Source organism: Amorphus suaedae (assembly GCF_053629675.1).
The window spans coordinates 973,309-987,373 of sequence record NZ_JBRJIT010000002.1; the positions used below are offsets into that span (position 1 = coordinate 973,309).

Annotated in this window: 8 protein-coding genes; 3 read left to right on the top strand and 5 right to left on the bottom strand. The window is 71.2% G+C overall.

The window, feature by feature from the left end:
• The first annotated feature begins 39 nt into the window (after window positions 1–39).
• Window positions 40–825, top strand: a complete 786-nt coding sequence (locus AB7M35_RS18235) for an SDR family NAD(P)-dependent oxidoreductase (RefSeq protein WP_453961841.1) — start codon at window positions 40–42, stop codon at window positions 823–825.
• Between the two features lie 6 nt (window positions 826–831).
• Here the strand turns inward: AB7M35_RS18235 and AB7M35_RS18240 are convergent, their stop codons facing one another.
• Together AB7M35_RS18240 and AB7M35_RS18245 are read right to left on the bottom strand one after the other, a co-directional pair.
• On the bottom strand, window positions 832–2,988 hold the full coding sequence (locus tag AB7M35_RS18240; RefSeq protein WP_453961842.1) for a CHASE2 domain-containing protein: 2,157 nt from the start codon (window positions 2,986–2,988) through the stop codon (window positions 832–834).
• Window positions 2,989–3,075: 87 nt separating this feature from the next.
• Entirely contained in the window at window positions 3,076–4,236 is a 1,161-nt protein-coding gene (locus AB7M35_RS18245) for a tetratricopeptide repeat protein (protein ID WP_453961843.1), read from the bottom strand.
• Window positions 4,237–4,502: 266 nt separating this feature from the next.
• Between AB7M35_RS18245 and AB7M35_RS18250 the strand changes: the two genes are divergently transcribed.
• Window positions 4,503–5,474: a FecR family protein gene (locus AB7M35_RS18250; protein WP_453961844.1), complete on the top strand. Its 972-nt coding sequence runs from the start codon at window positions 4,503–4,505 to the stop codon at window positions 5,472–5,474.
• 296 nt (window positions 5,475–5,770) lie between these two features.
• Window positions 5,771–6,937 carry an acetyl-CoA acetyltransferase gene (locus tag AB7M35_RS18255; RefSeq protein ID WP_453961845.1) on the top strand — a complete coding sequence of 389 codons (1,167 nt, stop codon included), beginning with the start codon at window positions 5,771–5,773 and terminating at the stop codon, window positions 6,935–6,937.
• Here AB7M35_RS18255 and glgX read toward each other — a convergent pair.
• Genes glgX through glgC form a run of 3 tightly spaced genes read right to left on the bottom strand, consistent with a single transcriptional unit; the run spans window position 6,915 to window position 14,006 of the window.
• Window positions 6,915–11,186 (bottom strand): glycogen debranching protein GlgX, encoded by a 4,272-nt coding sequence (glgX, locus tag AB7M35_RS18260; protein ID WP_453961846.1) that lies wholly within the window; start codon window positions 11,184–11,186, stop codon window positions 6,915–6,917. The two genes, AB7M35_RS18255 and glgX, sit on opposite strands and share 23 nt — an antisense overlap.
• Window positions 11,183–12,757 (bottom strand): glycogen synthase GlgA, encoded by a 1,575-nt coding sequence (glgA, locus tag AB7M35_RS18265; RefSeq protein ID WP_453961847.1) that lies wholly within the window; start codon window positions 12,755–12,757, stop codon window positions 11,183–11,185. Before glgA ends, glgX begins: the two co-directional genes overlap by 4 nt.
• A complete protein-coding gene (gene glgC, locus AB7M35_RS18270) occupies window positions 12,741–14,006 on the bottom strand; it encodes a glucose-1-phosphate adenylyltransferase (RefSeq protein ID WP_453961848.1) in 1,266 nt (421 codons plus the stop codon). The genes glgA and glgC overlap by 17 nt, the downstream gene beginning before the upstream one ends.
• Between the last annotated feature and the right edge of the window lie 59 nt (window positions 14,007–14,065).

Sequence of the window (14,065 nt, forward strand, 5' to 3'; positions counted from 1 at the left end):
GCCGGAGGCGCTCCAGATCAAACAGGGACGGCTCCAGCCATGCTGCTCGACAAGAAGGTCGCGATCGTCACCGGCGGCGCGCGCGGGATCGGCTACGCCGTCGCGCGCAGGTTTCTCGCCGAAGGGGCCCGTGTCGTTCTGGCCGACGTGGAGGACGAGGCGGCGGATGCCGCCGCCGCCGAGCTGAAGTCCATGGGCGAGGTCGTGGCGGTTGCCTGCGACGTCGGCGAGCGCCTCGACGTGCGCAACCTGATCGCCGAGACGATCGATGCCTTCGGGCGGATCGACGTGCTGGTGAACAACGCTGGCATCGTCTTCGGAGCCGATTTCCTAGACGTCGAGGAGGAGGATTTCGACCGGGTGCTGCGGGTCAACCTGAAGGGCTCGTTCCTGGTCGCCCAGGCGGTGGCCCGCCAGATGGTCGAGCAGATCGAGGCGGGTGGGCCTCCCGGCTCTATCGTCAACATGTCCAGCATCAACGCCGTCGTGGCACTGCCCGACCAGGTCCCCTATTCGATCTCGAAGGGCGGCATCAACCAGCTCACGAAGGTCGCCGCGCTGGCGCTCGCGCCCTACGGCATCCGCGTCAACGCCGTCGGTCCCGGCTCGATCATGACCGAGATGCTGGAGAAAGTCGTCGACCAGGACGACGCCCGCGACCGCATCCTGGCGCGCACTCCCCTCGGCCGCATCGGCGATCCGTCGGAAATCGCCGCGGTGGTGGCCTTCCTCGCCTCCGACCAGGCCAGCTACATCACCGGCCAGACCGTCTACGCCGACGGCGGCCGCCTGCCGCTCGCCTATACCGTGCCGACGGAGGAATAGGCCCGCCTACTTCTTGTCGAGGTCGTGGATGCCGGTCCAGCCCGCGGGCGCCGGTCGCCCGGCGTGGTCGGCAAGCCGGGTGCGGTAGATGTGGATGATCGTGGCGAACACGCCGGCGCTGTCGGCGCTTTCCAGGTCGCCAAGGGCTGCGGCCGCGTCGCCGAACGCTCCCGCCCGATAGGCTTCGGTCAGCCGGCCGGCCGCCGCCTTCAGGCCCAGGAACCCCGGCGCGCGGGCGACCTCCGCATCTCCGAGCACGGCGAACAGGCTGAGCGGCACGGTCTTGCCCTTCACCCGCACCCGGTCGAACTCGATCAGCGCGAAGTCGGGCACCGCCTGAGCGGTCCGCTCGCCGACGATGATGGGCACGCCGTAGGCCTTTGTCTGTCCCTCGAGGCGCGAGGCGACGTTCACGTCGTCGCCGATCACCGAATAGTCGAAGCGCCGTTCCGAGCCGAGATTGCCGACGCAGCAGGCACCCGTGTTGAGCCCGATGCCGATCGCCACCGGCGGATAGCCGTGCTCCGCGGCGTTGAAGCCGTCGATCGCCCGCAGCATGGCAAGGGCGGCCTGGCAGGCGTGGCGGGCATGGTCGGCGTCGTCCAGCGGGGCGTTCCAGAACGCCATCACCGCGTCGCCGATATATTTGTCGATGGTGCCGCGGTTGGCGAGGATCGTGTCGGTGAGCGGCGTCAGGAACGCGTTGACGAAGGCCGTCAGCCGCTCCGCGTCCATGCCTTCCGACACGGTGGTGAAGCCGCGCATGTCGGTGAACAGGATCGTCATGTCCTTGATCTCGCCGCCGAGCCGCAGCCGGTCCGGGTCGCGGGCGAGTTCCTCGACAAGGCCCGGCGCCACGTAGCGGCCGAAGGCGGAGCGGATCTCGCGGCGGCCGCGCTCCTCGCGGAAGGCGACATAGCCGACCGTGGCGAACAGTACCGCCGCGGCCGAGATCGCGGGGAACGTCGGGTCGAGGAGCAACCCGTCGGCACTGTAGGCGAACCAGCTCGCGCCGCACCAGCCGGCGATGCCCAGCACGCCGACGGAAGAGCTCACCCGCACGGGCAGGTAGGCCGCCGACAGCGCGATGACGACGGCGAGAAGGACGAAGGCCACCGTCTCCAGCCCGCTCGCCCAGTCGGGCCGCTGCAGCCGCGTGCCCGACAGGATGTGCTCCAGCAGCTGGGCATGAATCTCGACGCCTGGCACGGCCGCTTCGAGGGGCGTCGCGCGCAGGTCGAGAAGGCCCGGGGCGGTGGCGCCTACGAGCACGATGCGGCCGGCCACGGCGGCCGGGTCGAAGCTGCCGTCGACGATGGCGCCGGCCGACAGGTAGCGCGCGTCGGTCGATGCCGAATAATGGATCCGGACCGCGCCGGCCGCGTCGGTGGGGACGGTGAGGGCGCCGATCCGCACGGCGTTGACGCCCGTCGGCTCGCCGAACGCCGTTTCGCCGCTGGCGTTGGAAGCCCGCACGACATAGGTCGAGGCGCCTTGCGCCACGCGGAGCGCCTCGGCCGCCAGCCCAGGCACCATGGTCTCGCCCATGACGAACAGCAGCGGCACCGAGCGGATGATCTGGTCGCGGTCCGGGATCCAGTTCATCGCGCCAAGTCCTGAAGCGCTCGCCTCAAGCGCGGCCAGCGGCGCGGTGACCGCCGGGAAATGCGGCAGGAAGGGTTTCGGGTCGTCGCCGGCGCTGGCGAAGCCGCTCTTCGCCGGAACGTCCGCTTCCTTCGGCGCGGCATTGGTCAGGATGAGGCCCAGCACCGCCGGCACCCCGGCCAGCGTCTCCGCGAGCACGCGGTCGCTGTCGCCTTCGGCCGGTAGACCCCGCAGCAGCTGGTCGCGCGCGGCGCTCTCCGGCATCCGCTTCAGCACGGTGGCGGCGCTCGTCCGGTCCGGTTCCGAGAGCGCCAGGTCGAACGCCACGGCGGCGGCGCCGGCCTCGGTCAGCCGCGCCGCGATCTCGGCCAGGCGGGTGCGCGGCCACGGCCACTGGCCGATGGAATCGAGCGAGGCCTCGTCGATGGCAACGATGCGCACCGGCAGGTCCGGATCGTAGGGGCGGGGGGCGAGGCGCTGGTACTCGTCGAACGCGAGGTTGCGCAGGTGGGAGAGCAGCGACGGATCGGCGACGCGGACCGATAGCGCGCCGGCCATGATCGCCAATGCTACCAGCGCGACCGCGATCCGCGCGCGCCGGTCCGTTCGCCTCAGGCGTCTGCGCCGGGGCGCGCTCTCCATGAGCTAGAACCGCCCGACCAGCCGGCCCATCACGAGGTGCGCGTCGAACTCGCGCGCGGCGTCGTTGGAGGTCTGGACCTGATAGACGTAGTCCACCTGCAGGTCGACGCTGTCGGTCAGGAGGTTCGTGAAAGCGATGTTGGCGCCCGGCGCGAAATAGGTGTCCTCCCGATCGTCGCCACCCGCCGTCGGCGCGTCGGAGAACCAGCGCTGGTAGAGCCCCATGCCGACGCCCACCGTCGCCCAGTCGGTCACCGAGACGCGGTAATCGACGCGGCCGCCGATCTCCCAGTAGCGTCCGGCCTCGAACCGCGTCGGCAGGAACGGCGTCGGCACCGAGCCGACATCCGACCAGCGCACCCGCGGCCGCACGAACAGCGCATCTGAGCCGAACAGCAGGGCGGGGAACGAGAAGCGTCCCTCCAGGTCCACCACCGGGCCGGTGTCCGACGACCAGTCCTCGCCGTAGTCGCGGTAGACGGCTGCGAGCCTGAGCGCCTGCACCGCGCCCTGGAAGCGGCCCTCGAGCTCCAGTCCGCCGCCGATCTCCCCGTAGAGGTCGGTGCCGTCGAGCCAGCGATAGCCGGCGATGGCGATCGGCCGCGCGGCGAAGCGGCTCGCGACCGGGATCAGCGGGCCGACGGAGCCCAGCACGTAGCCGGTGTTCATGGAGCTGGTGCGATCGTAGAGCACGCCGCCGGCGGCGAATTCGGAGCGCCAGCGCCACCAGCCGAGCGGCCGCTCGTCGCGGAAGCGGGCGTCGATCAGGCCGAACACGCTGTCCGGTCGGCTGGTGGTGTCGGGCCGCTGCAGCGGATTGGAGTTGTAACCGACGCCCGTCGACAGGGTGATGTTGGTCCAGGACGGCTCGATCGCCCGGCGGATGCGGACGAGCCCCTCGCGGGCCGCCTGGTTGCCCGGATCGTTGAGCAGCACGCGCTCGTAGGTGGCCAGCGCCTTGCGCTTTTCGCCCCGCCGCTCGGCGGCGCGCGCGTAGGCAAGGTTCGCTTCGGTGTCGGTGGGGTTGGCGAGGATCTGCCGGAACAGGGCGCCCATCTCGTCCGGCTCGCCGGCCGGTGCCGCCGCGAGCGCCGGGCCGAGGCCGCCGAGGAACGCCAGCGCCAAAGCAACGCGACCGACTATCTCACCAAATCGACGCTGCATCGGCGTTTCTGTTCCCCATGGACGAGACCGGTAAGATCGTCGCTTTCACGGAACGGGTTGAACGCGGAAAGATTACTGACTTTCCGGCTGCCGCACACCCCGCAACGAAGCAGCGCGGGCAAAAAAAGACTCAACGCGTGACGATAATCACACGACTTTCGCATGCGACGTTGCAATATTGGACCAGATCGAGGCCGGTCGAGGCCATCGGCGGCCGTGAACCGCCTGCCCGCCGGGTCTTCGCCACGACGAGGAGCGCTGCCGCGATGCGTGATCCCAGCCGACTGTCGGGACGACTGCACGGATGTGCCCTGGCGCTGGCCATGTCGTTGGCGGCATCGGGGGCCGGACGGGCGCTTGCCGACGACGGGATCGGCGTCGCCTCCACGGTGGTGCGCGACGTCAGCGGCAACGCTGGCGGCCGCAACCGAACGCTGGCGGTGGGTGACGGCGTCTTTCGCGACGAGACCATCACCACCGGCAGCAAGTCCAACACCCAGGTCCTGTTCCTCGACGAGACCAGCCTCAACATCGGCCCGAGCTCGGCGGTCGTGCTCGACCGCTTCGTCTATGCCGGCGGCGGGCGCGCCAGCGAGGTCACCGTCGAGATCGCCCGCGGCGCGCTGCGCTTCGTGTCCGGCTCGTCGCGGCCGCAGTCCTACACCATCAAGACCCCCGTCGCGACGATCGGCGTGCGCGGGACCATCCTCGATATCTTCGTGCGGCCGCGCTACGTCGTGGTCCTCTTGGAGGAGGGCGCCACCGACGTCTGCTCGTCGCAGGGATGCGTCGGCATCGTGCGCCCCGGCACCTATCTGCTGATCCAGGCCGGCGGTCGGATCGACGGTCCGCGGCGCTGGGACGGCAGCCTGCGGCGCATCATCGGGCCGGTGTCGTTCCCGCTTTACGGCTGGCACCTGCAGCTCGACGACCTGCCGCGCTACGTCCAGGACCCGTCGCGTGACAACGTCGACCAGCTCAACCGGCGCGACGCGATCGAGAGCTACGAGCCGCCGCAGCCCGCGCCCGAACCGGTCGTGGAGCCGACGCCCGAGCCCACGCCGGAACCGACCCCGGAGCCCACGCCGGAGCCCACCCCGACGCCGCCGCCGGTGATCGACGTCCAGCCGGTTCCTGCGCCGACGCCGACGCCGACCGTGCCGGAAACGCCGATCAATCCGAACACGCCCGGCACGCCGCCGACCACGCCGGGGACGGCGCCCACCACCGGCATCTGACGGCCGCGCCCGCGGCGGCCGAAGGTCGCTGCGGCGGTCGTCAGATGCCCGACTGGATTGCTCTTTCCGCATCCGGGCGCCATGTTCTGGTGACAACATGGGTTGGCGGACGGTGCGCACGCCTCGATGGGAGCGGTCCGGTCGAGGCTGCGGGGTTCGCCGGCCATCCAGGAAACGTCGAGGGCCTTGTCCGTTCGGGTGGCCACACCGTCCGCTCGGGCAGGCTGTCAGTATCAGCAGGTGAGCATCCTCCCGCGCCGGTTCGCTGCGGGGGCGGGGCTCCAGGAGTGACGTGCATGTGTTCAGCAATCGTGGGCTGGGCCCACTCGAAGTTCGGCAAGCTCGAGGGCGAGACCGTCGAAAGCCTCGTGGTCCAGGTCGCCACCCAGGCGATGGCGGATGCGGGGGTCGAGCCCCGTGACGTGGACGAGATCGTGCTCGGCCATTTCAACGCCGGCTTCTCGCCCCAGGATTTCACCGCCTCGCTGGTGCTTCAGGCCCATCCCGATCTGCGCTTCAAGCCGACCACCCGCGTCGAGAATGCCTGCGCCACCGGCTCCGGCGCCGTCCATCAGGGGCTGAAGTCGATCGCCGCGAAGGCGGCGCGCATCGTGCTCGTCGTCGGCGTCGAGCAGATGACCAGGACGCCCGGCCCGGAGATCGGCCAGAACCTGCTGAAGGCCTCCTACCTGCCGGAGGACGGCGATACGCCGGCCGGCTTCGCCGGCGTGTTCGGCAAGATTGCTGACCTCTATTTCCAGCGCTACGGCGACCAGTCGGACGCGCTGGCGAAGATCGCTTCCAAGAACCACAAGAACGGCGTCGCCAATCCCTTTGCCCAGATGCGCAAGGATCTCGGCTACGACTTCTGCCGCGCCGAGAGCGAGAAGAACCCGTTCGTCGCCGGCCCGCTGAAGCGCACCGACTGCTCGCTCGTCTCCGACGGCGCGGCGGCGCTGGTGCTCGCCGATTCGACCACCGCGCTCGGCATGAAGAAGGCCGTCGCCTTCCGCGGCGGCGCCCACGTGCAGGACTTCCTGCCCATGTCGAAGCGCGACATCGTCAAGTTCGAGGGTTGCGCGGAGGCCTGGAAGCGGGCGCTCGGCGGCGCCAACCTCACCCTCGACGATCTCTCCTTCGTGGAGACCCACGACTGCTTCACCATCGCCGAGCTGATCGAGTACGAGGCGATGGGGCTGGCGCCGGAAGGCCAGGGCGCGCGCGTCCTGGAAGAGGGCACCACCTACATGGACGGCCGGCTGCCGGTGAACCCGTCGGGCGGCCTCAAGGCAAAGGGTCATCCGATCGGCGCCACCGGCGTGTCGATGCACGTGGTCACCGCCATGCAGCTCGCCGGCGAGGCCGGCGACATGCAGGTGAAGGGCGCCGAGACCGCCGGCATCTTCAACATGGGCGGCGCGGCGGTCGCCAACTACGTGTCTATTCTTCAGGCCCTGAAGTAGGCGCCTCGGGCTCCGGGGGCCGGGCGGCGGGTGCCGTCGTCAGCCCCCGCGCCCGGTAGGCCTCCGGCAGCCGGGCTGAAAGCTCGGCCCGCGTCAGCGCGTGATCCAGCCGCTGGCGCCAGTTCGGCCACTCGCGGTCGGTGCCGGGCACGTTGACCGGATCGGTCTCGGTGGCCAGGTCGGTGGTCTGCAGCAGCACCAGGTCGGACGGGCATTCCTCCAGGAACGTGTGCACCGCATCCACCAGCGCCGTGAGGGCCGCCGCGGCGGGGGCGGTGTCGTCGGCGTCCGGCAGGCCGGCCGTCGCGATGCCGGCGTGGGCAAGGGCGGTCAGCAGGGCCTCCCGCTCGCCACGGCGCCCGGTGTGCGCCGCTTCCGGGTCGGAAATCCGCCCGAGCCCGGTCGCGATGTCGAGGTCCCGCCCGCACCACCAGCCGGCGATGGTCGGCAGATCGTGGGTCGCGGCGCACGTCGCCGCCCGCGCCTTGTAGCCGGCCGGCGGGCTGAAGCCGCCGCCGATCTCGCGCTCGAAGAACACCACCCGCGTCGACAGCACCTCCGCCTCGGCCAGGCGTTCGCTCAGTCCCTCCTGGACGGTTCCCAGGTCCTCGCCGACCACGCCGCAGCGGTGCCGGTGGCTCGCCAGCGACAGCGCCGCGAGCTGCTCGTCGAGCGGGTAGCCGACATAGGCGCCGTCGGCGGCCGGGGCTCCCTCCGGCACGCAGTAGAGCCGGGACAGTCCCATCACGTGGTCGAGCCGCAGCAGGCCGGCGTGCAGCATGTTCGCCGAAAGCAGCGCCGAGAACGGCCGGTGGCCGACGTCGCGCATCCGGTGGGGGATCGGCGGGCGGGCCGCCCAGACCTGGCCTTCGGCCGAGAACGGATCCGGCGGCGCGCCGATCGACACCCGGTCGGCGAAATGGTCCTGCTCCGCCCATGTCTCGGCGCCGTCGGGCGCGCTTCCCACCGCGAGATCCCGGTAGATACCGATCGACAGCCCGGCGTCCGACGCGTGCCGGGCGGCGGCCTCGAACTGGCGTTCGGCCTGCCATTGCAGCCAGCAGTGGAACAGCACGCGGCCGGGATTTTGCGACTGGATCTCGCCGATGCCGGCGGCGTTCGGCCGCCGCAGGTGCGATGGCCAGCGCATCCATGGCACGCCGGCCCGGTCCTCCGCGATCACCTGGTAGGTGGCAAACGAGATCAGGGGCCGCCCGCGCCGGGTCAGGAACGCCTCGAAGGCGCGCCGCTGCTCGTCGTCCGTCGGGCGGTGGCGGAAGCGGTCGAATGCGGCTTCCAGCGCGGTGCGCTTTGCTGCCCACACGGCCGGGTAGTCGATCAGCCGGGTGTGCGGCCGCTCTGGCCGCGCCTCGGAGGGCAGGTCGGCCAGGGCGTCGAGGTCCAGGTAGATCGGATCCAGGAAGCGCCGGTCGGACGGGTGATAGGGGCTCGCCCGTTCGCGGTCGCCGGGAAACAGCATGTGCAGCGGGTTGATGCCGACGGCCGCCGCCCCCAGCGCGCCGGCGTCGGCGCCGAGCCGGGCAAGGGTGGTGAAGTCGCCGACACCCTGGTCGCCGTCGCGGCGCAGGCTGTAGAGGTTCGCCTGCAGCCCGAACCGACGTCCTCCTTCCAGCGCCGGCGGCCGGTAGCACGCGCGCGGCGTCACGATCAGGCGGGCAGTGGCTTCCCGCTCCTCGCGCTCGTCGAGGCGGATCCGGTGGTCGCCGAAGGGCAGCTTCGGCAGCCGCACCAGCGTGCGCCGCACGGTGCCGCCGTCGGGCGCGGTGATCTCGTCCTGGGGCGCGTCGAGGGGGATCGGCACGATCTCCTCGGCCCCGTCTTCCAGCCGCAGGTGCAGCGCGCGGGGCGGCCGTCCGCTCGCGTCGCGGGGAATGGCGACGATCCCCCGCGTGCCTGGTTCGGCCACCACCAGTGGCGGCAGCGGGCGCCGTGCGCCGGCGCGTGACAGCACGGCGAGGCTGGCGTGGGCCGCCTCGTTGGTGGAGGCCGGCAGTCCCATGGCGTCGAGCAGCGCCAGGCGTGTTTCCGGGCTCACCACGTGGCGGTCGCCGACGACGCCGAACCATTCCGGCGCGATGCCGGCCGCTTCGGACAGCCGGTCGAGAACCCGGGGTTCCGCCGCCCGCGCGCCCGAGGAGAGCGTCCGCCCGCCGCGTTCGGCGGCCTCGACCACGATCGCCGCGCTCCGGCCGGAAAGGGTGAAGCTGACGCCCTCCAGATCGCGGGCCGCGATCCGGTCGGCGGCGTCGGTGTCGACCACCAGGCGCCAGCCGTGGCCGTCGCGGGGCGGCGGCAGGGTGGCGGTCAGTGCCGCGTCCCCGGCGTTGAAGGCGATCGCCACGCGGTCGCCGCCGCTGGCGCCGCCGGTCGCGGCATAGGCGATCGCCACGAGGCTGCGGGTCGCCGGGTTCTCCCAGTCGCCCTGTTCCATGGCGTGGCCGGCGACGGTGCGCCATTCGATGTCGGGCAGGCCGCGCTCGTCGACCGCATGGCCGCTCAGATAGGCGTCGGTCCTCAGCGCCGGATGGCGACGTCGCAGGTCGGAGAGCTTGCTCACGAGGGCGATCCGGGCCGCGTCGGCGTCTGTCCAGTCGATCCATGCGGTCTCGTTGTCCTGGGCGTAGGCGTTGTTGTTGCCGTGCTGGGTCCGGCCCAGCTCGTCGCCCATCGACAGCATCGGAAGCCCGCGCGAAACGAACAGCGTCACCAGCAGGTTGGCGACGTCGCGGTCGCGCGCGGCGATCACGTCGGGGTCGTCGCTCGGCCCTTCGATGCCGTGGTTCCAGGAGTAGTTGGCGCCGTGGCCGTCCCGGTTGCCCTCGCCGTTGGCGTGGTTGTGCTTGTGGGCATAGGCAGCGATGTCGGCCAGCGGGAAGCCGTCGTGGGCGGCGATGAAGTTGACGCTCGCCGATGGCGGCCGCCGGGCGTCGGCGAAGATGTCGGCCGAACCGGTCAAGCGGGTGGCCAGGTCGCCGACGATGCCGTCCTCGCCGCGCCAGAAGCGCCGCACGGTGTCGCGGTATCGGTCGTTCCACTCCGACCAGCGCGGCGGCATCGCACCCAGCCGGTGGCCGCCCGGGCCGATGTCCCATGGCTCGGCGATCATCTTCAGGCCGCGCAGGATGGGGTCCTGCTCGATCGCCTGGAACAGCGGTGCCTCGGGGTCGAAGCCGCTCATGCGGCGGCCGAGCGTGGTGGCGAGATCGAAGCGGAAGCCGTCGACGCCCGCCGCGATCGCCCAGTAGCGCATGGCGTCCATGGCGAGCCGCAGCGGCGCCGGCCGGTCCAGAGCCACGGTGTTGCCGCAGCCGGTGTCGTTGACGTAGAGCGCCTGGTCGTGCGGATCGAGGCGGTAGAAGCCTGCGTTATCGAGGCCGCGGAACGACAGCGTGGCGCCCCGCTCGTCGCTCTCGCCGGTGTGGTTCAGCACGATGTCGAGGATGACCTCGATGCCGGCGGCGTGCAGCGCCGCAACTGCCTTGCGCACGTCGTCGATGCCGCCGGGCGCCAGTCGCGGGTCCGGCGCCATGAACGCCATGGTGTTGTAACCCCAGTAGTCGGTCAGCCCGAGCGCCGGCAGGTGGCGCTCGTCGATCCACGCCATGATGGGCATCAGTTCCACGGTGGTGACGCCGAGCCCGGTGAGGTGGTCGATGGCAGCCGGGTGGGCAAGTGCGGCGATGGTGCCGCGCTGCGCCTCGGGGATCGCCGGGTGGGTGCGGGTGAAGCCCTTCACGTGCAGTTCGTAGACGAGCGGCGGCTTCTCCAGACGGTTCACGGCGAACGGACGCGGCGTCGCGCGGATCGGCGCCGTGGCGATCGCCTTCGGTACGAGGTCGGCGGTGTCGCGCGGATCGAGGCTGCCGTCCTCCGCCGTCCCGCACAGCGAGGGATCGTGGACGAAGGGCCGGTCGAGGGCGCGCGCATAGGGGTCGACCAGCAGCTTCGCGGGATTGAAGCGCAGGCCGCGTTCCGGCGCGTAGGGGCCGTAGGCGCGCAGGCCGTAGCGGGTACCGGCGCCGGGGCCTTTCAGGAAGCCGTGGTGGATGCCGGCCCGGCGCGCCGGCAGGATGGCGGACCCCACCTGCGCCTGTCCGTCGGCATCGAACAGCACGATCTCGATGGCCTCCGCGTCCGGCGCGACGACCGCCACGTTCAGTCCGCCGGGCTCGACGGTGACGCCCAGCGGCTCGGGCTTGCCGGGATGCACGGTGAAGGAAACGGTCATGTCGATGGGGCTGCCGAGGAGGAAAGGAGTGTGCGGTAGAGGTCGGCGTAGGCGCGTGCGGGCGCGCCCCAGCCGACATCGGTGCGGATGGCGTTCGACTGCATCCTGCGCCACACATGGGGCAGACGATACAGCTCGCAAGTGCGCGCAAGGGCCTGCTCGAACGTCTCCCGGCCGACCGGGGAGAACAGCACGCCGGTGCCGATGCCGGCCTGGCGCGCCATTTCGTTGGTGTCGATGATGGTGTCGCTCAGGCCGCCGACGCGCGCCGCGACCGGGATCGCCCCGTAGCGTAGCGCGCAGAGCTGGGTGAGCCCGCACGGCTCGAACCGCGACGGGATCAGCAGGGCGTCGGCGCCCGCCTGGATCTGGTGGGCGAGCGCCTCGTCGTAGCCGAGCTGGACGCCGATGCGGTCGGGGTGGCGTTCGGCGGCGGCGCGGAACGCCTGCTCGATCGCCGGATCGCCGGAGCCGAGCACCACGAGGTCGGCGTCGAGGGCCAGGAGCGTCGGCAGCGCCTCGGCGAGAAGGTCGAGGCCCTTCTGCCAGGTCAGCCGGCTGACCACCCCGAACAGCGGCCTCCGGCTCTCCGGATCCAGTCCGAAGCGCGTCAGCAGCTCCGGCTTGTTCGGTGCCCTTCGGGCGAGCGTCGTCCTTCCGAAGCGCGAGGCGAGCGTGGCGTCGGTCTCCGGATTCCAGACCGTCAGGTCGATGCCGTTGAGGATGCCGGTCACGTCGCGGCCGCGGGCCTGGATCAGCCCTTCCAGCCCCATCCCGAACTCCGCCGTGCGGATCTCGCGGGCATAGGTCGGCGACACCGTGGTCACCCGGTCGGCGAGCCGCACCGCCGACTTCAGGTAGCCGATCGAGCCGTAGTACTCGACGCCCTCCATGCCGTAGGCCTCCGGCGGAAGCGCCAGGGCGCCGAGGATCTCGCGCGGCATCTGGCCCTGGAAGGCGATGTTGTGGATCGTGGCGACCGACGGCGGCGACGGCCGATCTGAAAAGTGCAGGTAGGCCGGCACCAGTCCCGCCTGCCAGTCGTGGCAGTGGACGACATCGGGCCGGTATCCCTCGATGGCGCCGTGTGCGATCAGCGCGGCCGCGCGCGCAAGCGCGCCGAAGCGCACGCCGTTGTCGGGCCAGTCGCCGCCGCCGGGCTGCGCGTAGGGTCCGCCGGGCCGGTCGAAGAACTGCGGCACGTCGAGCACCAGCAGGTCGAGCCCGCTCGCGGTGGCGGACAGGACCCGCGCGCCGGCGCCGAAGGTGGCCGCGAGGTCGAGCACCGTCTCGGCGCCGTCGAGCGCATCCATCACCGCCCTGTAGCCGGGCACCAGGGTGCGCGCCGCCACGTTCTCTTCCGCCAGCGCCGCCGGAAGGGCGCCGACCACGTCGGCGAGCCCGCCGGTCTTGATCAGCGGAAAGATCTCCGAGGCCACCGCCAGCAGCCGCAGCGGCGGGCCGGCGGGAGCGTCGTCCGGACGTGCGCCCTCCTGCGCAACCTTCCGGGTGGAGGCTGGCTTGCGGGAGCGGGCCGGGGCGGGGCGGGGCGCCTTAGCTGCCGAGGGCATCGATCATCGGCTGTGTGATCAGGCAGATACCGCGATCGGTGCGGCGAAAGCGGCGGGCGTCCGCTTCCGGGTCTTCGCCGACGATGAGCCCGTCGGGGATCTTCACCCCGCGGTCGACCACGCACCGGTCGATGCGGGCGCCTTCGCCGACGTCGACCTCCGGCAGCACCACGGAGAACGAGACGCTGGCGAAGGAGTGGACGTGGCAGTGGGACGACAGCAGCGAGCGCTGCACCATGCCGCCGGAGACGATGCAGCCGCCGGCCACCAGCGAGGAGATCGCGGTGCCCCGGCGCTCGCCGGCGTCGTGCACGAACTTGGCCGGCGCGGTGAGCTCCGAATAGGTCCAGATCGGCCAGTCGCGGTCGAACAGGTCGAGCTCTGGCACGATCTCGGTCAGGTCGATGTTGGCTTCCCAGTAGGCGTCGATGGTGCCGACGTCGCGCCAGTAGGCCGAGCGTTCGGCGCCCGAGCGCACGCAGCTCGCCTCGAAGCGGTGGGCCCAGGTGTTTCCGTCGGCGACCAGCTTGGGGATGATGTCCTTGCCGAAGTCGTGACCCGAGGTCGGGTCGGCCGCGTCGGCCCTGAGCTGCTCGAACAGGAACTCGCGGGTGAACACGTAGATGCCCATCGAGGCGAGCGACCGCCCGGGCTGCCCCGGGATCTCCGGCGGGTCGGCCGGCTTCTCCACGAACGACACCACCCGGTCCTTGTCGTCGACGTGCATGATGCCGAACGCCGAGCCCTCGGTGGTCGGGATCTCGACGCAGCCGACGGTCACGTCGGCGCCGAGGTCGACGTGCTGGGCGAGCATCAGCTCGTAGTCCATCTTGTAGACGTGATCGCCGGCCAGGATGATCAGGTATTCGGGCGCATAGGACTCGATGATGTCGAGGTTCTGGTAGACCGCGTCGGCGGTGCCGGCGTACCAGCGATCCTCGGCGACGCGCTGGCTGGCGGGCAGGATGTCGAAGCCCTCGTTGCGCTCCGGCCGGAAGAAGTTCCAGCCGCGGTTCATGTGGCGGATCAGGCTGTGGGCCTTGTACTGGGTGGCCACCGCGATGCGGCGCACGCCGGAATTCACCGCGTTGGAGAGCGCGAAGTCGATGATGCGGGTCTTGCCGCCGAAATAGACAGCCGGCTTCGCCCGCCGGTCGGTCAGTTCGAGCAGGCGACTGCCGCGACCGCCGGCCAGCACATATGCCATTGCGGAACGCGCGAGGGGCGCATTGTCGCGCTGAGAGGCCATCGTCGGATCCTTCAAGACTGGCCGTCCGCGTCTGTTGCGCGGGCGGCGCGATTCGCTGG